Genomic DNA, 22,556 nt, shown 5'->3' with positions numbered 1-22,556 from the left:
TTGTGTTTTCGAAAGTAATAAATTAAAAACAAAAAAGCTACTTTATATAAAGTAGCTTTTAAACTGTGTGTTTGTTCTTTTATTTGATAATGCCAGCGCAACTTACTCTGCTTCCGGCGGCACCAGAGGGTTGTGATGTGTAATCGTCAGCGCCCTCATGAACAATAACGCCTTTTCCTAGGATGTCTTTATTGGGGTCTCCACAACCAATGCACCATTGGTCAGTCGTGAAAGTTATAGAACCTTTGCCATCTGCACCAGCGGTAAAGTTTCCTATATCACCTTTATGGTATCCTTCAGGCGCACCCCATTTGCCATGTGGTTGGTTGGTTGGGTTCCAGTGACCACCAGCTGATGTTCCATCAGGAGCTGAGCAATCTGATTTTTCATGGATATGAATGGCATGTGTGCCTTCAGTCAATCCTTCCATATTGGCAACCATGGTTACCGATCCATTTTCTTGAGTAAACGTAATGTTACCAGTAACATGACTGTCGCTTTTTGGCTCTAAGGCAACTTTAATGACTTCAATTTCAGAATTCATGGTTTCTTTTTCCATAGAAGGTTCTTCAGTCATTTGTTTTGTTTCTTTTTTACCATTTTTACAGGCTACTGTAAGACACAATAGCGCTGCAGTTGCAAAAATTGATAAGCTTTTCATAATGTTTTTTTAAGTTTTAATTTAAATTTCGATTAAAGTTAAGGCTATTTTTAGCCTTTTGCAAAAATCAATATGACTATTATCATATTTTGCAATTACGTTTTAAATTAATTTTGAACCAAGATTACAGGTATGAACAAGTCACTAATTAATAAGTATAATATTGCGGGACCGCGCTATACAAGCTATCCAACAGTTCCGTATTGGGATAACGATACATTTTCTTTGGAAAACTGGACGTCATCAGTAAAAACATCATTTAATGAAAGCAATGCTTCAGAAGGTATCAGTTTGTATATTCACATGCCCTTTTGCGAAAGTTTATGTACGTTTTGCGGCTGTAACAAACGTATTACCAAACAACATGATGTAGAATCACCTTATATAGATGCCGTTTTAAAGGAATGGGGTTTGTATTTAGAGTTGTTTGATGAAAAACCAATCATAAAGGAGATGCACCTTGGTGGCGGAACGCCTACCTTTTTTAAGCCAGAAAACTTAAAACGCTTGATAAACGGTATTTTAAAAGATGCTGTTGTAGCAAAAGGACATGAATTTAGTTTTGAAGGTCACCCAAACAATACTACAAAAGCTCATTTGCAAGCACTGTACGATGTTGGATTTAGGCGGGTTAGTTACGGTGTTCAGGATTATAATATTACGGTTCAAAAAGCCATTCACAGAATCCAACCATTTGAAAATGTTAAGCGAGCCACAGAAACAGCTCGTGAAATTGGTTATACATCGGTTGGTCATGATATTATTTTTGGATTGCCGTTTCAAACCATGGAACACGTAGAGCAAACCATTTTAAAAACTAAGGAGTTATGCCCTGATAGATTGGCGTTTTACAGTTATGCGCATGTGCCTTGGATTAAAGGAAACGGTCAACGTGGGTTCAAGGATTCTGACTTACCCAAAGCAGAACTGAAACGGCAACAATATGAATTGGGTAAACAGCTGTTGACTGAGGTAGGCTATCATGAAATTGGCATGGACCATTTTGCATTGCCATCGGATTCTCTTTATAAGTCCATGCAAAACAAAAGTTTGCACAGAAATTTTATGGGCTATACGGCCTCCAAAACACAAACTATGATAGGTTTGGGTGTATCATCCATTGGTGATAGCTGGTATGGGTTTGGCCAAAATGTAAAAGTGATTGAAGACTATTATGACCTATTGGAACAAAACAGATTACCGGTTTACAGAGGTCATATATTGAATGAGGAAGATTTAATCATAAGGCGTCACATTCTTAATTTGATGTGCAGTTTTGAAACCTCATGGGAGGCGGAGCTCATGCGTTTTGATGAAATTCCTGAGGTGTTGATGAAGCTTAAGGAAATGGAACGGGATGAGTTGTTGGAAATCCAATCAACATCCATAAAGGTTTTACCTAAAGGGCAACCTTTTGTGAGAAATATATGTATGGCGTTTGATTTATTATTGCAACGAAAAACCCCAGATGTACAATTGTTTTCCATGACCGTTTAAAGCGTCATTTAAGAAAATTAAAGAAAAGTTGTCATGGAAAAGATTATTGTTCCCATAGATTTTTCAGAGCATTCAGAACATGCGTTAAAAGCCGCTGCCGCTTTGGCGCGAAAAAACAAGACTGAAATCATTGTTTTGAATATGCTGGAAATGTCGGACATTATGTTGACAGCTACAGGCGGTGACCAAAAAGAAAAAGCCTTGTTCTTTCATAAACTGGCAGAACAAGAATTGAAATTATTCCTAAAAAAGGATTATTTAAAACACATTAAAATCACACCAATTATAAAGCAGTTTAAGGTGTTTACTGAAGTTAATGAGGTAGCCCTAAAACACCATGCAGATCTTGTTGTTATGGGGTCCCATGGAGTGACCGGTGTTAAGGAACTTGTAATTGGCTCCAATACGGAGCGTGTTGTTAGAAGTTCTAATATCCCGGTATTGGTAGTTAAAAATGAATTAGCCAGTGTAGATTTTAAAAATGTTGTTTTTGCCTGTGATTTTAGTAAAGAAACCATCAAGGCCTATATCAATGTGCTTAAGATGTTCAATGATGCAAAAATCACAATCGTCTATGTCAATTTACCAAATGATAGATTTAGAAGTAGTGATGAGATTGAGCAAAGTGCCAAGGATTTTTTTATGACAGCAGATGGACATTTAAAACAAATGCAAAATTTCCATTGCATTTCAGATTATACTCCAGAAAGCGGCATATTGAATTTTTCAAAAAAAATAGGAGCAGACATCATAGCCATTCCCACACATGGCAGAAAAGGTATAGCGCATTTTCTGGAAGGAAGCATTGGTGAAGATATTGCCAATCATGCCAGCCTACCAGTAATGACTTTTAAAGTATAATTTATAGGTTGAGTGACTAATCTCTATTTTAAAAAAGGAACAGTTATTAAAAGCTGTTCCTTTTTTTCTTTATATAAAGTTATGTTTTGGCTTTTTAACCGTTCAAAGTAAAATCGACAGTGATTTTTGTTTTCAATAATTTTGAAATTGGACAGTTTTGTTCGGCATCTTTAACCAATTCCTCAAATTCCCCATTGGAAATTCCGCTAATTTTTGCTTTGAGCACCAAATGCGAATTGGTTATGGCACCATCTTCAAGCGTAATGGTGCAAGATGTATTTAATGATTCCGGAGTGTGGTTTTTGGCTTGTAAGTTAAAAGCCAGTTTCATAGTAAAACATCCTGCGTGGGCCGCTGCCACTAATTCCTCAGGATTTGTTCCAATACCGTTTTCAAAACGAGATGAGAATGAATATTGAGTTTCGCTCAAAACCTTGCTCTGAGTTGTTAAATGTCCTTTTCCGTCTTTTCCAGTACCAGTCCAAACGGCTTCTGCATGTCTTTTCATATATATTTAATTTGATTTTTATATCTCATTAAATGTAAGGTTTTTAAAATTAAATATAAATTAATTTGGGTTTGAATTTGTACCGCTTGGAATAAGCAAAAAATGTTGGTTTAGTGACAATTCATAGAGCTACCGGCCATTTCAACAATTGGGGCAGGTGATATGTAAGGAATGCCCAAGCCAAGACCACGCAATATGAAAAGAGCACCAATCAATATCACAAAAACAGGAATGGCTTTCTGTATTTTTTGGCGCAATGTACCTTTTAAAAAATGGCCAAAATAAATAGCAGTTGTCATCAAAGGGATGGTTCCAAGTCCAAAAAATAGCATATACAAGCTTCCTTTAAAAGCATTGCCCCAAGCAATGGCGCCAAAAACAGCCATGTAAACCAAGCCGCATGGTAAAAAGCCGTTTAAAAAACCAATGGTTAAAAAGGTATCCAGCGTCTTTTTCTTTAAAGCCGTTCCTAAACCTGATTTAACTTTTGAAATAATTCTATAAATGGGCTTGGATAGATTGTATTTATTAAATGTTTTGTAAGGAATAATGGCGGCAACAATCATAATAACACCAATAATAATGGAAAGTTGTTGCTGAAAACCAAATAGGTACAGGCCTTTGCCGATGAGTCCAAAAACCAATCCAATAATGCTGTAAGACAGCAGCCTACCAAAATGGTACATGCCAATCTGTAACACTTTTTTATAAGTATTGGAACGATCTACGGGCAGCACAAATGCAATGGGGCCGCACATGCCTACACAGTGAAAGCTGCCCAGTAAACCCAATACAAATGCTGAAATTAACATGTTAGTAAGTAATAGAGGCTTTGTATAAATAAGGTGTTCCATTATATTGCCAATCAACGGTAAGGTTCCAACGACCATCTAATAAACGTTTGTCAGGTACGAGCAAATAAGGTTCAGATATTGAAATTGGAGTTTCAAAATCCAAGTGTTTGTTAGATGGTCTGTATAGGAACACTTTTCCGGTAATTTTTTTGGCGTCAAAATCTTGTGGGAACTCAATAAGCAACCCGTCACTTGTTTTTGTGTAGGTGATGTTTTCCTTGAGCGTTTTGGCATTGTTTTGTTTGTCAATGTCTTTTTGATAGGCCAATTCAGCTTTATAATAATCCTCGGTCACTAAATCATGATTGAATTTCTTATCAAAATTCATGGTTAGAACAAAGTACATGATAAAGCTTATAAAGCCTATAAATGCTAAAACAATTCCGGTTCCCCAATTAAATTTCATGGTGTATATTTTTTTAGTTATAACTTCTTGGCCCTAAAAAGTTAACGGTTGTGGTTTCTATCAGTTTGTCGTGGCTGTAAACCTCAATCATTAATTTGTTTTTGTCACCTTTCAGTTCATTTTTATTGATTTCTATAAACAAGGTACCTTCAGCAATGCCTTGAGCTGGTACTGTAAAACTGTCTTTTGTGGACACTAATTTTATAGTGCCTTTATATTTTCTGAGCTTCAGCACAACATCATCAATTTCCTTTGTGGTTTTATTGACCAGTTTATAGGTAAACACATTGCTGATCATGTTATTGGCTTTATGCTCATACAATTGTCCGGGTAAACGCAACACGGTGGCTTCTACATCATTTCTTAAAAACAACAACCCAGTGAGCACTCCAATTAAAATGACAAGCACGGCAATATACCCTTTCATTCGTGCCGTTAGTTTAAAAGGCTCTTTCTTTTCTATTTCAGCTTCACTGGCATATCGAATCAGTCCTTTTTCAAAGCCTACTTTTTCCATAATGTCATCACATTCATCAATACAGGCCGTACAATTGACGCATTCCAATTGCGTTCCGTTCCGGATGTCAATACCGGTTGGGCACACATGCACACACTGAAAACAATCAATACAATCACCATAGCCCAATGCTTGTCTATCTTCGTTATTGCGCCATTTTTTTCTTCCGTTTTCTGCTTCGCCACGTTTGTGGTCATAAGCCACAACAATGGATTTATTGTCCAATAAAACGCCTTGCAGTCGTCCGTAAGGGCAAGCAATAATACAGACTTGTTCTCTAAACCAAGCAAACACAAAATAGAAAACAGCTGTAAAAATCAACAAAGGAAATAAGGTGCTTAAGTGTTTTGAAGGGCCTTCAACAATATATTGAAGAACCTTGTCGCCTCCAATTAAATAGGCTAGAAACACGTTTGCAATAGCAAAGGAAATGACCAAAAACACAAACCATTTCAATAAACGTTTTCTTATTTTTTCAGCATTCCAGGGCTGTTTTTTTAATTTTATTTGTTTGCCACGATCGCCATCAATCCAATATTCAATACGTCTAAATACCATTTCCATGAAGATAGTCTGTGGGCAAATCCATCCACAAAAGATGCGTCCAAAAGCCACCGTAAAAAGCGTGACGAAAATGACCCCTGTAATCATGGACAATACAAATAAGTAGAAATCCTGAGGCCAAAACGGAAAACCAAAAATATTAAAACGACGTTCTAAAATATTGAACATCAAAAACTGATTGCCATTGATTTTGACAAAAGGCGCTGCAAATAAAAATATCAAAAGCACATAACTGACCAGTTTTCTGTACTCATAAAATTTGCCGTGAGGTTTTTTTGGAAATACCCAAGCGCGTTTACCTTCTTCAGTAATCGTGCCTATTGAATCTCTGAATTTTTCGTTTTCTGGGGTCTCCATTTTTGTTTGCTAAGTAGATGAAAGAGCCAAGTATAAAATACAATTTTTATGCTTGGCCCATAAATTTATTTTAATTTGTTGGTGCTGGAGCTATTGAATCTACTACAACAGTGGTAGAATCAGTAGTTGCTTCAGCAGTAGGTTGTGCATTTTCTTCTGGCCAAATAATATCACCTTGAGGTGCTTTTGGGTTGGCAGGTGTAGTGCCTTGTAATGACAATACATAACTGGCAACCTGTTGAATTTCTGATGGTTTGAAATTTTGTTTCCAAGCTATCATGCCTTTTCCGTCACGGCCACCTTCAGTAATGGTATGGAAAACGTTTTTAATACCGCCACCTAAAATCCAATGGTTATCGGTTAAGTTTGGCCCAATACCACCACCACCATCAGCCATGTGGCAAGGAATACAGTTTTGCATAAAAATAGCCTTACCACTATTTAAATCGGCAGCATCTGTTAAGAGTGTTACGGTGTTCATATCAACCAAATCCTTCGCATTCTTTTTGTATTCTGCTATACTGATTTCAGCTTTTTTATACTCTTCGGCCAATTCATCATATTGACTGTTATTTCCAAAAATATGGAAGTTTATCAAATAAACGGCTGCAAACACAATGGATGCGTAAAAAGAATATAGCCACCAAGGCGGTAAGGAATTGTCCAATTCTTTAATGCCATCATAATTGTGGTCTAAAATAAGTTCATGTTCTTCTTCAATAGGTTTAGTGCCTACTAATTTTTTATAGAGGTTTTTAATCCAGTTGAACTGTGGCACTTTGTTTTTTGATGCCATGTAGCGTGCCTTGCCTTCTTCGGTTAAACTTTGGAACATCACGTTTTCCAGAGCGCCAATAATGGCTTCAATGGCAATAAGAACCAATAGTACCAACAATAAAAATAATAGGACTATTGGGTATTTTATAAACGCTGGTTCCTCGCCTGAATCAACAAAGTATTCTACGAGTCCGAAAATGATAAAGAACACTAAAGGAACTCTAATATAGGATGGAATAAGATTTCTCATGATATAATATCGTTTTGGTTGTTATTGTCTAAAGGAAGTTGGCTCACCGTTTTGATATAGTCTTTTTTGGCTGTAAACACCCACCAAAAAAGGATCACAAAAAACGTGAAGAATATAAGTAAAGATATAATTGGATAAATTTCAATGCCTGAAATGGTTTCCATGTAGTTTTTAGCAAATTTCAACATGATTTCTTTCTTTTTGAATTAGTTATTAGTTACATCTTTAACTTTAATATCAGTTCCCAATCGTTGCAAATAGGCTATTATAGCGACTATTTCCCGATCTTTCATTGCAACAAACTCACTACCACTTTCGGCAGCATTTTTCTTGTCGGCTTCATAGCTTTGAACAAAATCTGGGTCGTTGTAAAGACTTTGTTCTATTTGAGTGCCTTGTTCATCCATTTGTTGTTGGGCATTGGCAATATCCTCATCGGTATAAGGCACACCAAGACTGACCATGGTTTTCATTTTTGCCTCTGTTTGAGACTTGTCAAGTTTGTTTTTGATAAGCCATGGATAACTAGGCATAATGGAACCACTGGAGGTGCTTCTCGGATCGTACAAATGGTTTAAGTGCCAGTTGTCAGAATACTTACCACCTTCACGATGTAAATCCGGCCCGGTACGTTTACTACCCCAAAGGAATGGATGGTCATAGACATATTCACCCGCTTTGGAGTATTCTCCATAGCGTTCCACTTCACTTCTAAAGGGACGAATCATTTGTGAATGGCAACCCACACAACCCTCACGGATATAAATATCACGTCCTTCAAGTTCCAATGGTGTGTATGGTTTAACACTGGCTATGGTTGGAATATTTGATTTAACCAAGATTGTTGGAATGATTTGTACAATTCCACCAATTAAAATGGCGATAGTGGCCAATATGGTTAATTTAACAGGTTTGCGCTCTAACCATGAATGCCATCCTTCGCCTGCCAAACGTTTTTTGGAAACGCGTTCCAATGCAGGTGCTTCGGCTAATTCGTCGGTTACAGTACTTCCAGCTTTAATGGTTGCAATAATGTTGTAAACCAAAATAAGCATACCAGTTATATATAAAGTGCCACCGATGGCACGCATCCAGTACATAGGCATGATTTCTGTAACCGTTTCCAAGAAATTACCATAGGTTAATGTACCGTCAGGATTGAATTGTTTCCACATACTGGCTTGGGTAAATCCAGCCACATACATAGGCAACGCATACATAATGATACCTAAAGTGCCTATCCAAAAGTGCAGATTGGCCAATCCGGTTGAAAATAGTTTTGTTTTAAATAATCTTGGTACCAACCAATAAATCATTCCAAAGGTCAAGAATCCGTTCCAAGCTAAAGCACCAACGTGAACGTGGGCAATAATCCAGTCTGTAAAATGGGCAATGGCATTGACGTTTTTCAATGATAGCGTTGGGCCTTCAAAAGTTGCCATACCATAACCTGTAATGGCCACGACCATGAATTTTAAAACAGGGTCAGTTCTAACTTTATCCCAGGCACCACGCAATGTCAATAATCCGTTTATCATACCACCCCAAGACGGCATTAATAACATGACAGAGAATGCAACACCGAGGTTTTGAGCCCATTCTGGAAGAGCAGTATACAACAGGTGATGAGGTCCTGCCCATATATATATAAATATTAATGACCAAAAGTGTACAATAGATAATCTATAAGAATATACAGGCCTGTTGGCTGCTTTAGGCACAAAATAATACATCAGTCCCAAGAACGGTGTGGTTAAAAAGAATGCTACGGCATTGTGACCATACCACCATTGTACCAAGGCATCTTGCACACCTGCATACACCGAGTAACTTTTTAAGGCACTAACGGGTAACTCCAAACTATTAAAAATATGAAGTACTGCAACCGTCACAAATGTGGCGATGTAAAACCAAATGGCTACATACAAATGGCGTTGTCTTCTTTTTAAAATGGTTCCAATGAGGTTCCAGCCAAAAACCACCCAAACCAAAGCAATGGCGATATCAAATGGCCATTCCAATTCGGCGTATTCTTTAGAGGTTGTGAAACCAAGTGGTAATGTTATTGCGGCACCAACAATGATAAGTTGCCACCCCCAGAAATTGATTTTACTTAATGTGTCACTAAACATTCTCGCCTTAAGCAATCGTTGTGACGAGTAGTAAACACCGGCAAAAATGGCATTTCCCACAAAAGCAAAAATAACGGCATTGGTGTGTAAAGGTCTTAAACGACCAAAACTAAGCCATGATATGCCTTCTGTTAAGGTAGGAAACAAAAATAAAAAGGCCAGTAATAAGCCCACCAACATTCCCACAACGCCCCAAAGCATGGTGGCATAGATGAAATTTTTTACGATTTTATTATCGTATTGAAACTGTTGTACTTCCATAGTAGTAATAGTTAATCTTGTTTGGTTTGAATTGATTTATTTGGTTTTTCTTTGACTAGCTCGTCTTCAAAAAGCATACGAACCGAAGGGGTATAACTGTCATCATATTGTCCATTTTTTACAGCCAAAATAAACGCGATAAAAAAGATGACAGCTACAATAATGCTTATTGTAAGCAGAATATAAATGACACTCATGTTTGTTTTAAATTAGGGGTTAAAAATAGGTTCATGTGTTTTTATGTAAAATGATATAAATCATATTTTTTTATTTTAATTTTCTACCTGCCACATTTGTTGCAAGAGTTGTAAAACTGACTATGCTAATCGAGCTCAAAGGCATTAAGATAGCTGCTACTACTGGAGCTAATTGCCCGGTTACTGCAAAATAAAGGCCAACAACATTATATATAAATGATAGCGCAAAACTCCATTTAATGATTTTTAAAGATGTCTTGGATAATTTTATAAATTGATACAATTGGTCAAATTTTGAGGCATCCAAAATGGCATCACAAGCAGGAGAAAACACATTGACATTTTCTGAAATGGCAATGCCAACATTGCTTTGTGCCAAAGCACCTGCATCGTTCAATCCATCGCCAACCATTAAAACATGGGCACCTTCACTTTGATGGTATTTGATGTATTCCAGTTTGTCTTCTGGTTTTTGGTTGAACAACAGTTTTGTTTTAGCCGGTAATAATTTGGTCAAGTTTTCTTTCTCACCTTCATTATCTCCCGAAAGAATCGCCAAATCATAGTGTTTTTTCAGTTGGTTGAATAGTTGCGACAATCCTTTTCTATAGGCATTATAAAAAGTAAATTTTCCTTTGTAAGCGTTATTGCTGCTGATGTGAACTGAAGTGTTTAACGTAGCGGTATCAGTAGCACGTCCCACAAAAGGGGCAGAACCTACTTTTATGTGGCTTTGTTTGTATTGACCGGAAATACCTTCGCCTAAATATTCTTCATAGGAATCCAAAGTTAAAATATCATGCTCATCCAAAATATTGTATAACGATCGACTCAATGGATGATTGGAACCTCTTAAAGTGCTTTTTAATATAGCTTCTTCTTCAGTAGAAAGTGCAACGCCTTCATACTCTATTTGGGTATCTTTATTAGCTGTTATGGTACCGGTTTTGTCAAAAATAATGGTATTGATTTTTGCCAATTGTTCAATAACGCTGGCATTTTTTAAATAGAATTTTTTCTTGCCTAAAATGCGCAGGATATTTCCAAATGTAAACGGAGCTGACAATGCAAAGGCGCATGGGCATGCAATTATCAGTATGGATGTAAACACATTCAAGGCTTTACTGGAATCTACCAAAAGCCAATAAGCAGTTGTGATAAAGGCAATGGATAAGACTACTACGGTAAAGTATTGACTGATATTATTGGTAATGGATGTAAAGGTTTTTTCTTTGTCAGTTTTAAATACGTCATTGCTCCAAAGCTGGGTTAAGTAGCTTTGTTCAACTGATTTTAAAACATCCACTTCTATGCTACCGTCCAACTGTTTTCCACCGGCAAATAATTTATCACCTGAGTTTTTTATGACTGTTTTTGATTCGCCTGTCACAAAACTATAGTCTATTCGCGCGTTTCCTTTTATTAAAATACAGTCCACAGGAATCAGTTCCTCATTCCGTATCAATAACCGGTCGCCTTTTTCAATATCATATACCTGAATGGATTCTTCGGTGCCGTCTGATATTATTTTAGTGATTCCGATAGGGAAGTAGGATTTGTAATCGCGTTCAAACGATAAGAATGTATATGTTTTTTGCTGAAAGAACCGTCCTAGCAACAAAAAGAAAACCAAGCCTGTCAAACTATCAAAAAAACCAGAGCCATGATTGAAAATGATTTCAAACGTACTTCTAATAAACAATACTGAAATGCCTAAGGCAATGGGCACATCAATATTTAAAATTTTTGAACGAAGTCCTTTAAATGCTGAAATAAAATATTCTTGAGAGGAATAGAATACAACTGGAACAGAAAAGGCAAACATCAACCATCTAAAAAGTGGTTTGTATTGTTCTAACCAAAATTCATTAATTCCAGTTTTATTGGTAAACAGATCAAAATATTCTGGAAACGATAAAAACATCACGTTTCCAAAGGCAAATCCAGCAATTCCCAATTTGTAAATCAATGAACGGTCAATATGTTTTTTGCCAGTGCTGTAATCATCTAAACTTATAAAAGGTTCATACCCAATACTGTTTAATAGGATGACTAAATCTTTTAAGGAGAGCAATTCGGCATTATAGGTTATCCTTACATTCTTCTTACCAAAATTCACAATGGAAACACTTACAGATGGATGGATTTTGTTTAAATTTTCTAAAATCCAAATGCAGGAGCTACAGTGAATATGAGGTATATACAAGGTAACTATTTGGGTATTTCCATCATTAAACTCCAATAGTTGTTCAATGATTTTTGGGTTTTCCAAAAAGTTATATTTACCCTCAATGTCTTTTGGTGTTGCTCCGGGCGCTTGCTGTAAGTCGTAATAACAGGTTAAATCATTTGCTGAAAAAATTTCGTAAACGGTTTTACAACCATTGCAACAAAATGATTTTCCATCAAAAATAATTTCAGAATCTTTTGTGTCTAAACCACAGTGGAAACATGAATGATGTTCCATAAACTAATTTGCTCTTTTTTGTACCTAAATGCAAATATTTTAAAAATGTACTGTTTGAAATATGATATATGTCATATTCATAAAATATGATATTTGTTGTGTTTTACGTAATTTTGTTGCTCTTTATATGTTACTATGGGTAAGTGTGAACAATGTATCATTAAACAATTCAACTCATTAAAGACATTGAGTCAAGAGGAGTTGATCAGAATTTCTGAATGTAAAACCTCAAGAGTTGTCAAGAAAGGTGAGGTGATTTTTGAGGAAGGCGATTCGCTTAAAGGCATTTATTGCATTCGGGAAGGTATCTGTAAACTGACTAAGTTGAGCTCAAACGGTAAAGATCAAATCATTAAATTGGTTGTTAAGGGTGAATTGATAGGGCAACGCTCATTGGTAAGTGACGAAAGTGTAAACCTTAGTGCCGTAGCATTGAATGATATGGAGGTGTGTTTTATTCCAAAATCAGAAATCATGAACGACCTTCAAAAAAATACGGCTTTTACGTTTGATGTACTGAAAGAAATGGCCATGGATTTAAAAGAAGCCGATGACATTATAGTAAACATGGCTCAAAAATCGGTCCGTCAACGTTTGGCAGAAACCTTGATTTACATCAACGATAATTTTGGCACTAAGTCAGATGGTACATTGAGCGTGTTGTTATCAAGGGAAGATTTCGCCAATATTATAGGAACCGCTACAGAATCAACTATACGTGTTTTGTCACAATTCAAGAAAGAAGACTTGATAACTACCATTGGCAAACAAATCAAAATAATTGATTTGGAAGGCCTAAAGCGTGTTGAGTAACCTTCTATTTGATTTCCTTTTTACTGTATAAATAAATCCAATCACGGGACGCGTGTTATTTTGTTCAAATTGTATTAATTTTATACAGCTATGACAAAAAAGACGTTTAAAAAAAAGGGCTTTGTTTTTAAGACGTATGAAGCTCCCAATCAATCTCCTTTTGAAAAACTCTTTGACATCTTCAAGGAGCTGATTACCCATACATCCGGCGATTTTGATGAAGCCATTGATTGGTTACGTGAATTGGATAAAGAATATAGCTTAACAACTCCCGATTATACCATTGATGATTTTATTGAAGACCTCAAAAAGAAAGGTTACATACGTGAGGAAATTGACCCTGATGGAAATAGTGGAGGCATGGCCATTACCGCAAAAACTGAACGTGCTATTCGGCAACAAGCTTTGGATCAAATTTTTGGGAACATTAAACGAAGTGGTCAAGGCAGCCATAAAAGTAAAAGTCCAGGCCTGGGCGATGAACATACTGGAGATTTTAGGAACTATCAGTTTGGGGATGCTTTGGATAAAGTATCGATGACCGAAAGCTTGAAAAACGCACAAATAAATCATGGTGTTGGAGATTTCAGTATTTCAGAAGACGATTTAGTAGTAGAGGAAACCCTTCACAAATCCCAGATGAGTACGGTATTGATGATTGATATCAGTCATAGTATGATTTTGTATGGTGAAGATAGAATCACGCCAGCAAAAAAAGTAGCCATGGCGTTGGCCGAACTCATTACCACACGGTATCCAAAAGATACGTTAGATATTTTGGTGTTCGGTAATGATGCTTGGCAAATAGAAATCAAGGATTTACCGTATTTAAAAGTAGGACCTTATCATACCAACACCGTAGCAGGGTTACAACTGGCAATGGATTTACTTCGCAGAAAACGAAATACCAACAAACAAATTTTTATGATTACTGATGGCAAACCGAGTTGTCTTAGAATGTCAGATGGACAATATTACAAAGACAGCGTTGGGTTGAACCCTTACATTACCAATAAGTGCTATGCCATGGCGCAGCAAGCCAGGCGTTTACACATTCCCATAACTACGTTTATGATAGCTCAAGACCCATATTTAATGCAGTTTGTTAGGGAATTTACCTTTGCCAATCAAGGCAAAGCATTTTACACAGGTTTAAAAGGCTTGGGAGAAATGATTTTTGAAGATTATGAAACCAATAGAAAAAAGAGAATTAGAGGCTAATATGAATATAGAAAGCATAAAAACACTAGGACAATTAAAGGCTTCAGGATATAAAAGTAGATCCATAAAAGATGAATTAAGAGACAACCTAATTCAGAAAATAAAGAATAAGGAAACGACATTTGAGGGTGTTCATGGCTATGAGAGCACCGTCATTCCAGAATTGGAACGCGCTATTCTGTCACGCCACAATATTAATTTGTTAGGGTTGCGCGGTCAGGCAAAAACACGTTTAGCTCGATTGATGCTTAACTTGTTGGATGAGTATATTCCGTATGTGGAAGGTTCCGAAGTTAATGATGATCCTTTCAAACCAATTTCTCGTTATGCCATTGAACTCATCAAGGATAAAGGAGATGATACTCCTATTGCTTGGTTGCACAGAAGTGAGCGCTTTGCCGAGAAACTAGCAACACCCGATGTGACCGTGGCGGATATTATTGGTGATGTTGACCCCATTAAAGCAGCCAATTTAAAGTTAAGTTATGCAGATGATCGTGTGATTCATTATGGTATGATTCCACGAGCTAACCGTTGTATTTTTGTCATTAATGAGTTGCCCGATTTGCAGGCAAGAATACAAGTAGCGTTGTTTAATATTCTACAGGAAGGTGATATCCAAATACGAGGTTTTAAAGTGAGATTGCCATTGGATATCCAGTTTTTGTTTACTGCCAATCCTGAAGATTATACTAATAGAGGTAGTATTGTTACACCGCTTAAAGATAGAATTGGGTCCCAGATTTTAACGCACTATCCAACCGATATTGAAACCGCTAGGTTGATTACTGAGCAAGAAGCTAAGATTGTTGAAAGTCAAAAAGATATGGTAATTGTACCCGATTTGGCCAGGGATTTATTAGAACAAATTGTTTTTGAGGCTCGCGAAAGTGATTTTATTGATGCCAAAAGTGGTGTCAGTGCTCGGTTGAGCATAACAGCATTGGAAAATTTATTAAGCACGGCAGAGCGAAGGGCCTTAAAATCCGGTGATGCAAAAACTTTGGTAAGGTTAAGTGATTTTATAGGTATCATTCCTTCTATAACTGGTAAGGTTGAATTGGTGTATGAAGGCGAGCAGGAAGGCGCAGCAGTTGTGGCTTACAATTTAATAGGTGAAGCAGTAAAAAGTTTGTTTGAAGAGTTTTTTCCTAAAATAGAAAAGTTAAAAAAACAAGATGATGAAAGTCCCTATGATGATATCGTGTCTTGGTTTTTCAACCAAAAAGATGGCTTTGAATTATTGGATGACCTAAGGGAAAAAGAATACAAAGCCCTCTTGGATGCGATTTCACCATTAGATGATTTGCTAGGGGAGCACCAACCTAATTTAGCAAAAGAAGACAGTTATTTTGTGAAGGAATTTGTGCTTTGGGCCTTGGTGGAATTTAAACAATTAAGCAAATATCGTTTCACGGAAGGTACGCAATTTAAAGATCCATATGGTAGCTTTATCAGTGGAATTTAATCTTTTTACTATTTTTAAATTATTGGTTTAAGGCTATATAATTTCGAAATCCATAGTATTCACCGTCCATTATTTTTATACTCGTAAAAATAAGTTTTAGCTTCCTTTAATCGTCTGATTTTTGGGATGTACTTAATTTTTTTCAGTATATTAAGCAAGCTAACAGGTTATTTTTGATTGGTTTTTTACCAAAAAAGTCAAATAAACATTTTAGAATTTTAAAACATTATGAGTTTAAGTTTAAAGAAAGAGAATGACATCAAACTCTTGTCTTTTGATATTGATAATACCTTAATAGATTTCCATACGCTAAAAAGCAACTTCACCAAAATATGGAAAAAGTATAAACCCAAAAACGACGTTCTGCTAACTTACAATACGGGTCGGTTAATCGATGATGTACTTCATTTGGTTGATACGGGTGTTTTGCCAAAACCAGATTACGTTATTGCAGGGGTAGGAACACTTATTTATGATTTCAAAAAGAAAAGCGTTGTCAAGGAATTTAATGAAATCCTTGATGATGGATGGGATTTAGAAGCTGTAGAGGATATTATCAAAAATATAGACCATCCCATCAGTGAACAACCAATCAAGTTTCAGCATTCTTATAAGCGCAGTTACTATTTTCATGATGCCAGCCCAGAGCTTATTGATAGTATTGAAGAGGATTTTGCCAAGGCAGATATGCATGTCAATATTGTGTATTCAGGAGACAAGTTTTTGGATGTGCTGCCTAAATGGGCCAATAAAGGGAATGCCTTGCAATGGCTGTTAAAAAAACTTGAGTTAAGAGCAAGTGATACTTTGGTTGCTGGAGATAGTGGTAATGACACCGCTATGTTTGGTTTGGAATTTGTTAAGGGCATTGTGGTAGCCAATGCCCATGAAGAACTCTATAAATACACCAAATACAGGCAAGTATATCATTCTGAAAAAGAAAAAGGAGATGGTATCATAGAGGGATTGATTTATTTTAATGTACTCCCTGAAGACGCCATGGTTAGTTGTGAAGAAACACGTGCCGAAGATTATTTCATTCAAAAAGAAACCAACCATATCGTTACAGAGAAAGACGACGAAAAAATTGGTTTAATTAAAGAGGGCTACTTAAAAGCCATTGAAGCCCTTAAAAAAAATATTACACCACTTGGTTTTTCCGCTTGTTCCATAAAGGATAACATTCCAAACGGTACCGATGAAAACTATCACAGTGTTTGGGCTAGGGATGGGGCCATAACCATTATAGGATCACTGCCTCTTGACAAGCATGATAAAGACATTCAGCAGTGTCAGCGCCAAACACTCATTACGTTGTTTGAGCATATCACTCCAAATGGACAAATTCCTTCTAATGTTCGTATTAAAGATAATATGCCAGATTATTCTGGTGTTGGTGGGATTTGTTCTATAGATAGCGGACTTTGGGTGGTCATTGCATTTTATGAATATATTATGGCCACAAAAGATATTGAGTTTCTGCGCTTGCATATCTCAGACATACAAGATACCATGAGATGGCTTGGCGCCCATGATTCCAATAATGATGCCTTGCTGGAAATCCCTGAAGCAGGGGACTGGACAGATTTATTTGGTAGGAGTTACAATATACTTTACGATGAGATTCTTTGGTATAGAGCCAATGTGTGTTTTGGTCGCATGCTGGAAATGTTAGGTAACTATGAAAAAGCTGGTGAGTATATACGCTGGTCACAGGTCATTAAAAAAGAGATATTGCAAAATTTTTGGCCTTCTACGCAACAAAAATTATTTCAGTCTGTATCTTTTGCAGAACGGCAGTTTACATTGGGCGATACGGCCTATTTAATTGCTCAAGTTACCCCTTTTGATTTTAGTTGGCGATGTGATACTGTGGGTAATGTGTTGGCCTTTTTACACGGCGCAGTCGATTCAGAAAAAGCACATCAAACTCTTCGTTTTATGTTGGGTTCCGGTGTTAATGAACCCTTTCCGATAGCCAATGTATATCCTGTTGTAAACCCGGGCGACCCCGATTGGCGCCCGTATTACACGGTAAATCTGCTCAATTTGCCCAATCACTACCACAATGGTGGCATTTGGCCGTTTGTGGGTGGGTTTTGGGTGAAATTCATTAATAAATTAGGCTTAAAAGATATGGCACTTTCTGAATTATACAAGCTAGCGTTATTAAACAAAGAAGGTGTTAGTGAAGACTGGGAATTTACAGAATGGGCACATGGAACCACAGGAAAACCTATGGGAAAAGCCTATCAAGCTTGGTCGGCAGCACAATATATTTCTGCTTGCCATGATTTAAAAATAACTAAAAATTAAAAATTATGAAGTCGATATTGATGATCTCTTTACACGGATATGTAGGTGCTAATGCTGAATTAGGAAAACCAGATACAGGAGGACAAGTGGTTTATGTTTTGGAACTGGCTGAACGGTTTAGCCGACTTGGTAAGCAAGTGGATTTGGTAACCCGTCAGTTTGAAGATCAGCCAGAATACGATCATGTTGATGAGAATTTTAGTGTGTGGCGCATTCCTTTTGGAGGTAAAAAATTCATCCGAAAGGAAGATATGCATGACCATTTAAAAAAGTTTGTAACTAACTGTTTAGCAGCCATAAAAAAGGAACGTAAAAAATACGACATTGTTTACTCCCATTATTGGGATGCTGGTTGGGCTGGACAAAAAATAGCTGAGGAACTGGGGATTTCACATGTTCACACCCCGCATTCACTGGGTTGGTGGAAACGACATACAATGGGTAGTGATATGGACGAAAAGAAAATGGAGAAAACCTATCGGTTTAAAGAGCGCATCAGAAAAGAGTATTTTGTATATCAAATGTGCAATTATGTAATAGCAACTACATTACCTCAAGTAGATTTGCTGACACAACAATATGATGTGCTGCCGCGTAATTGCGGCATGATTCCACCAGGAATTAACGAAAACCGGTTTTATCCGGTGCCTTCCAAAGAAAATGATAAAATTAGAACCAAATATGACATTCATCCTTCTGATATCCTCGCACTAGGCCGTATGGCTCACAATAAGGGTTACGATTTGCTTTTGCAAGCTTTGCCTACCGTTTTTGAATTGTGTCCTGAAGCGCGTTTGGTAGCAGCCATAGGGGGAGATCAATCGGATCAGGATAACAAGGGTATTGAAAAGCTAAAGACTTTGGCTGGAGAGCTCGGTATTTCTGATAAAATAACATGGAAGAATTATGTAGCTGATGAAGATCTGGCCAATGTGTACCGCTCTGCCAATATTTTTACAATGCCCTCGAGATATGAACCTTTTGGAATGGTCGCCATAGAGGCGATGGCCTGCGGTACGCCAAGCATTGTTACCGTTCATGGCGGATTGTATGATTTGATTAAGTTTGGTAATCAGGCTTTGTTTGCTGATCCGCATCGACCAGTAGAATTTGGTGCTATGATGTCCATGCCTCTTTTATATCCTAGATTACGAAATGAACTATCTGTTGAAGGTGCTCGGTTTGCGCGCCGTAACTTTGGTTGGACCGGTATTGCCAAACGTATGTTGAAAATATTTGCAAATTCCATTAATCAACAAACCATGGAAACCAATATTTTTACGGCATAGCGCGGTAATAAGAACAATTTCTTGATGGATTTTGAACAGCATAAAAACTTTTACCAATCACCACCTCTTGATTTGATGTTTTCAGCACAAAGGCTTATGATTTCAGCTATGCGCTTTTGTCTAGTAGTGTCTCGTTTGGCTTGGTTGAGCCAGTATAAATAGCTCTTTCTGTATGAAGGCGCAAAGTTTTGGTAATTATTAAAAGCTGTTGGATTGTTATCAAATTCAAGTTGTAAATCTTCTGGAATGATACCGTTTTCAACATCATCCAGAGCTGTCCAGCTGCCATTTTGTTTGGCTATTTTAATTTTTTCCAAACCTGCCTCATGCATTAAATCTGAATCCAGCAGTTCTTTGATATATCGTTTGTTTAGAGCGCTCCACACACTTTTATCATTTCTGGGTGTAAAGTATTGTCGGCGTTTGCCATTACCTAAACTTTTCACGGTAGAATCAATCCATCCATAGCAGAGGGCCACTTTCACCGCATCTTCCCAACGCATGCTGTCTTTTTCGTGTTCTACTTTATAAAATATTAAATAAACGCCTTTTACAACATAATGGTTGTCATGCAACCAGTTTCGCCATTCTTCATCGGTTTTAAAATATAGTTCAGGAATTTCCAATCGTTTTAAAATTTGGTTTTAGAATCTTAAACCAAAAATACTATTTTCTATTGCACTGAAAAAGTACTAATTTGATGTAATGGAATTCCGGAGTCTGAGACACCTTCAACCTCGATAATGTAATCACTTTTCATATCGCATGTAAAAAACGAAATTTCTTTGGTTTGTTGTTGCTCTGTTATTCTTATTTCAGGTTCCCAATAAAGTGTCGTTCTAACGTCGGCATTGATGGCCGCTTCAAAGCCATTGATAGGATCTGGGGAATAGAATTCTCTGGCGGTATAAAACCCTTGAGCCGCAAAGTTTATGATGCCAGCTTTTCTTTTTACATTTCTAGAAAATCTTCCATTTCCTGTTTTGGAATAAATGGCGATCACGCCACTACCTGCATTTGAAAACATGGCTGCATCGGCTCCTTTATAAACATTTATAAAGGAGACTTCATTTGCGTATAAAGTTGTTAAAAATTCAGTATCAATCTCAAAATCGTCTAAAAGTATTTTAGGTTCTCCGCCTCCTCTGATGGAAATAGTATTTCCAAAAACATTAATACCTGGAAAACGCATCAATAAATTAAAAACACTTTGTCCGCTTAGAGTTACGTCAGATTCTACATCCAATCTGTTACTGGGAGTTCCATAACGTGCCCTACTATCCATTTCCTTTTGTCTTTCGCTTTCTTCGGTTTTTTTTCTTGCTATAATGGTAATTTCTTCTAGTTTTTGCCTTTGTTGGTCATATTCTAAATTAATATCACTTATATATTTTGACATTTTCAAAAAGTTAGCAATTTGGCTTTCAGAGTTTATATTGCTTTTAAAAACATTCTTTCTGCTAACTTTCGGACTTGGGGTATTTTGATCCATCAAAATCAAAACATTTCTGTCTTTATCTTCTGTTGATTTAAAATTTGTTAGTCTTGCCTCCACTATGGTTTGTATGGAATCATAAAATACAAAAGGGCCAAAGCTAAATTTCCCTTCAGAATCAGATTTTTTACTAGGCTCTTGAGTAATTGGGTTTCCTAAAAACGTTAATCTGGTTTCGGTAGATGTAGCTGTATATGGCGATCTTAAAAATTTGGTGGTTCCTGAAATGGTAATGCCTTTTTCAACAGGATATTTGTACGGTCTTTTTTCACTGTACAATAAACTTTGCCAAGTAAAACGGCTCCATCCATTTGTCATCATAACCAAATCCAAAAGATATTGCATTTTAAGACTATTGTCATTTGTAAAAAAATAACCAGGGTCTTTAACTTCTCCTCTTAAGTCAGAATTGAGCAATAACCATGTTTTAATATTTTCTGAACGATTGTTGTATGGAAACGAATTTAAATCTCTCACACTCATTGATAAATGGCTTGGAAGATTGTTTCCGGCGTTGTCTTTTGTATTTAATTTTAAAGAAATTTTTTCCCTTGTACCCAAAAATTCTTTATCTTTTTTTATCTCAACTGTTGCCTTGTTTTTAGGATTATCCACAAAAACCAAACGTTCACAAACGGGATTACCCTCAGGATTGAACAGTGTTAAATGTAATACGCCGTCACGTAATTCAGTGGTGGGTAATTTAAGAGAGTAATTATTTTTGTTTTCAGCCTCCAATTTGTTAAATAACATCTCACCTCGTTGATGAGCCACAAGATATGTACCGGCAAGTCCTTTTGGTGTTGTAGACTTAATGTCAATTATTAAATAACTTCCTTTATTGTTAACGCTTAATACATATCCTTGAGTCAAAGTTTTAGGTAAAGGATATTTGTATTCAGAACCATTTACGTCTACAATAGCATAGTATGTTTTATTTGGTAATGGTTTTAAAAAGAATAAACCAAGGCCAAAATCTAGTGTTGAAAATTTTGACACTAAATTATTGTCACTATCAATAATGTTACCGGTAAGGCTTATTTTATTATAAATATCATTTTTGATTTTAATAGCAACTTTGTTCATCACATTTTCCACCAAATAACCTCCTTCAGGATAAAAATTTAAATCTGGTTTCTCGGGAATTGTAAAATCTTGTGATGCTTTTTTATACTCTAAACTATCTGGTTCCTCTTTCTTGTCTAAAGCCAAAATGGGTATTTCTTTTTGGAAGAAGTGTATGGAGTCACTATTTCTCATATAATTGGTATAGGCTCTTAACATATATTTGCCTGCTACCCAATCTTTGCCAATTTTAAAATCACCAGCTGCACTGATATCATTTATAAATAATTTTTTCTTGTCAAGGATACTGTCTTTATCATTAATTAGTTCAACATAAAGCACCGAGCTTTTAGAACTTTTGGTATGTGTTATACCATTTACCAAATAGGCTGAAAACCAAATGTTGTCCTCAATAGAATAATAAGGTTTGTCTGTTTGGACATAAACTTTTTCAGGCCATTCATTGGTGCTGTAATTTTGAAGTTTTTCTTGAACTAGGTCAGTAAAATTATTCCTATTGAAAACAAAAAACGAAGAAAAAATTAAACACAAGGCACATACGGAAATAGCTTTTTTCATT

19 protein-coding genes are annotated in these 22,556 nt (G+C 36.5%); 7 read left to right on the top strand and 12 right to left on the bottom strand.

Annotated features, from left to right (window positions below; genetic code table 11):
* Positions 1-79: 79 nt before the first annotated feature.
* Positions 80-661: a superoxide dismutase family protein gene (locus tag IEW94_RS06520; RefSeq protein ID WP_188651180.1), complete on the bottom strand. Its 582-nt coding sequence runs from the start codon at positions 659-661 to the stop codon at positions 80-82.
* 132 nt (positions 662-793) lie between these two features.
* Between IEW94_RS06520 and hemN the strand changes: the two genes are divergently transcribed.
* Both hemN and IEW94_RS06510 read left to right on the top strand, forming a co-directional pair.
* A complete protein-coding gene (gene hemN / locus IEW94_RS06515) occupies positions 794-2,158 on the top strand; it encodes an oxygen-independent coproporphyrinogen III oxidase (RefSeq protein WP_188651178.1) in 1,365 nt (454 codons plus the stop codon).
* A gap of 33 nt (positions 2,159-2,191) precedes the next feature.
* Positions 2,192-3,019 (top strand): universal stress protein, encoded by an 828-nt coding sequence (locus IEW94_RS06510; protein ID WP_188651176.1) that lies wholly within the window; start codon positions 2,192-2,194, stop codon positions 3,017-3,019.
* Between the two features lie 94 nt (positions 3,020-3,113).
* Here the strand turns inward: IEW94_RS06510 and IEW94_RS06505 are convergent, their stop codons facing one another.
* From IEW94_RS06505 to IEW94_RS06465, 9 genes are all read right to left on the bottom strand, one after another.
* Entirely contained in the window at positions 3,114-3,527 is a 414-nt protein-coding gene (locus IEW94_RS06505; protein WP_188651174.1) for an OsmC family protein, read from the bottom strand.
* Positions 3,528-3,637: 110 nt separating this feature from the next.
* Positions 3,638-4,339: a sulfite exporter TauE/SafE family protein gene (locus IEW94_RS06500; RefSeq protein WP_188651172.1), complete on the bottom strand. Its 702-nt coding sequence runs from the start codon at positions 4,337-4,339 to the stop codon at positions 3,638-3,640.
* A 1-nt stretch (position 4,340) separates the two neighbouring features.
* Entirely contained in the window at positions 4,341-4,787 is a 447-nt protein-coding gene (locus IEW94_RS06495) for a FixH family protein (protein ID WP_188651171.1), read from the bottom strand.
* Between the two features lie 13 nt (positions 4,788-4,800).
* Entirely contained in the window at positions 4,801-6,225 is a 1,425-nt protein-coding gene (ccoG, locus tag IEW94_RS06490; RefSeq protein WP_188651169.1) for a cytochrome c oxidase accessory protein CcoG, read from the bottom strand.
* Between the two features lie 70 nt (positions 6,226-6,295).
* Positions 6,296-7,252 (bottom strand): cbb3-type cytochrome c oxidase N-terminal domain-containing protein, encoded by a 957-nt coding sequence (locus IEW94_RS06485; RefSeq protein ID WP_188651167.1) that lies wholly within the window; start codon positions 7,250-7,252, stop codon positions 6,296-6,298.
* Complete coding sequence (locus IEW94_RS06480) at positions 7,249-7,440, bottom strand: CcoQ/FixQ family Cbb3-type cytochrome c oxidase assembly chaperone (RefSeq protein ID WP_188651165.1); 192 nt, start codon at positions 7,438-7,440, stop codon at positions 7,249-7,251. The genes IEW94_RS06485 and IEW94_RS06480 overlap by 4 nt, the downstream gene beginning before the upstream one ends.
* A gap of 18 nt (positions 7,441-7,458) precedes the next feature.
* Complete coding sequence (ccoN, locus tag IEW94_RS06475; RefSeq protein ID WP_188651163.1) at positions 7,459-9,645, bottom strand: cytochrome-c oxidase, cbb3-type subunit I; 2,187 nt, start codon at positions 9,643-9,645, stop codon at positions 7,459-7,461.
* 11 nt (positions 9,646-9,656) lie between these two features.
* Entirely contained in the window at positions 9,657-9,842 is a 186-nt protein-coding gene (gene ccoS / locus IEW94_RS06470; RefSeq protein WP_188651161.1) for a cbb3-type cytochrome oxidase assembly protein CcoS, read from the bottom strand.
* 70 nt (positions 9,843-9,912) lie between these two features.
* Positions 9,913-12,309, bottom strand: a complete 2,397-nt coding sequence (locus IEW94_RS06465) for a heavy metal translocating P-type ATPase (protein WP_188651159.1) — start codon at positions 12,307-12,309, stop codon at positions 9,913-9,915.
* A gap of 135 nt (positions 12,310-12,444) precedes the next feature.
* On the opposite strand from IEW94_RS06465, the gene IEW94_RS06460 reads away from it, so the two are divergent.
* The 5 genes from IEW94_RS06460 to IEW94_RS06440 all read left to right on the top strand — a co-directional run bounded on the left by IEW94_RS06460 (position 12,445) and on the right by IEW94_RS06440 (position 19,416).
* Positions 12,445-13,122, top strand: a complete 678-nt coding sequence (locus tag IEW94_RS06460) for a Crp/Fnr family transcriptional regulator (RefSeq protein ID WP_188651157.1) — start codon at positions 12,445-12,447, stop codon at positions 13,120-13,122.
* Positions 13,123-13,212: 90 nt separating this feature from the next.
* Positions 13,213-14,343, top strand: a complete 1,131-nt coding sequence (locus IEW94_RS06455; RefSeq protein WP_188651155.1) for a vWA domain-containing protein — start codon at positions 13,213-13,215, stop codon at positions 14,341-14,343.
* A 1-nt stretch (position 14,344) separates the two neighbouring features.
* Entirely contained in the window at positions 14,345-15,811 is a 1,467-nt protein-coding gene (locus IEW94_RS06450; protein WP_188651371.1) for a magnesium chelatase, read from the top strand.
* 228 nt (positions 15,812-16,039) lie between these two features.
* The gene (locus IEW94_RS06445) at positions 16,040-18,127 is read left to right on the top strand and encodes an HAD-IIB family hydrolase (RefSeq protein WP_188651153.1); all 2,088 of its coding nucleotides are present in this window, start codon (positions 16,040-16,042) and stop codon (positions 18,125-18,127) included.
* 5 nt (positions 18,128-18,132) lie between these two features.
* On the top strand, positions 18,133-19,416 hold the full coding sequence (locus IEW94_RS06440) for a glycosyltransferase (RefSeq protein WP_188651151.1): 1,284 nt from the start codon (positions 18,133-18,135) through the stop codon (positions 19,414-19,416).
* Positions 19,417-19,466: 50 nt separating this feature from the next.
* Here the strand turns inward: IEW94_RS06440 and IEW94_RS06435 are convergent, their stop codons facing one another.
* Positions 19,467-20,042, bottom strand: a complete 576-nt coding sequence (locus IEW94_RS06435; protein WP_188651150.1) for a YdeI/OmpD-associated family protein — start codon at positions 20,040-20,042, stop codon at positions 19,467-19,469.
* Positions 20,043-20,089: 47 nt separating this feature from the next.
* A complete protein-coding gene (locus IEW94_RS06430; RefSeq protein WP_188651148.1) occupies positions 20,090-22,555 on the bottom strand; it encodes a TonB-dependent receptor in 2,466 nt (821 codons plus the stop codon).
* Position 22,556: the final 1 nt, after the last annotated feature.

This window comes from Yeosuana aromativorans, assembly GCF_014646655.1.
Classification (GTDB): domain Bacteria; phylum Bacteroidota; class Bacteroidia; order Flavobacteriales; family Flavobacteriaceae; genus Yeosuana; species Yeosuana aromativorans.
The sequence above is the reverse complement of the archived record's forward strand: the minus strand, read 5'-3'. Positions and strand labels throughout refer to the sequence as shown.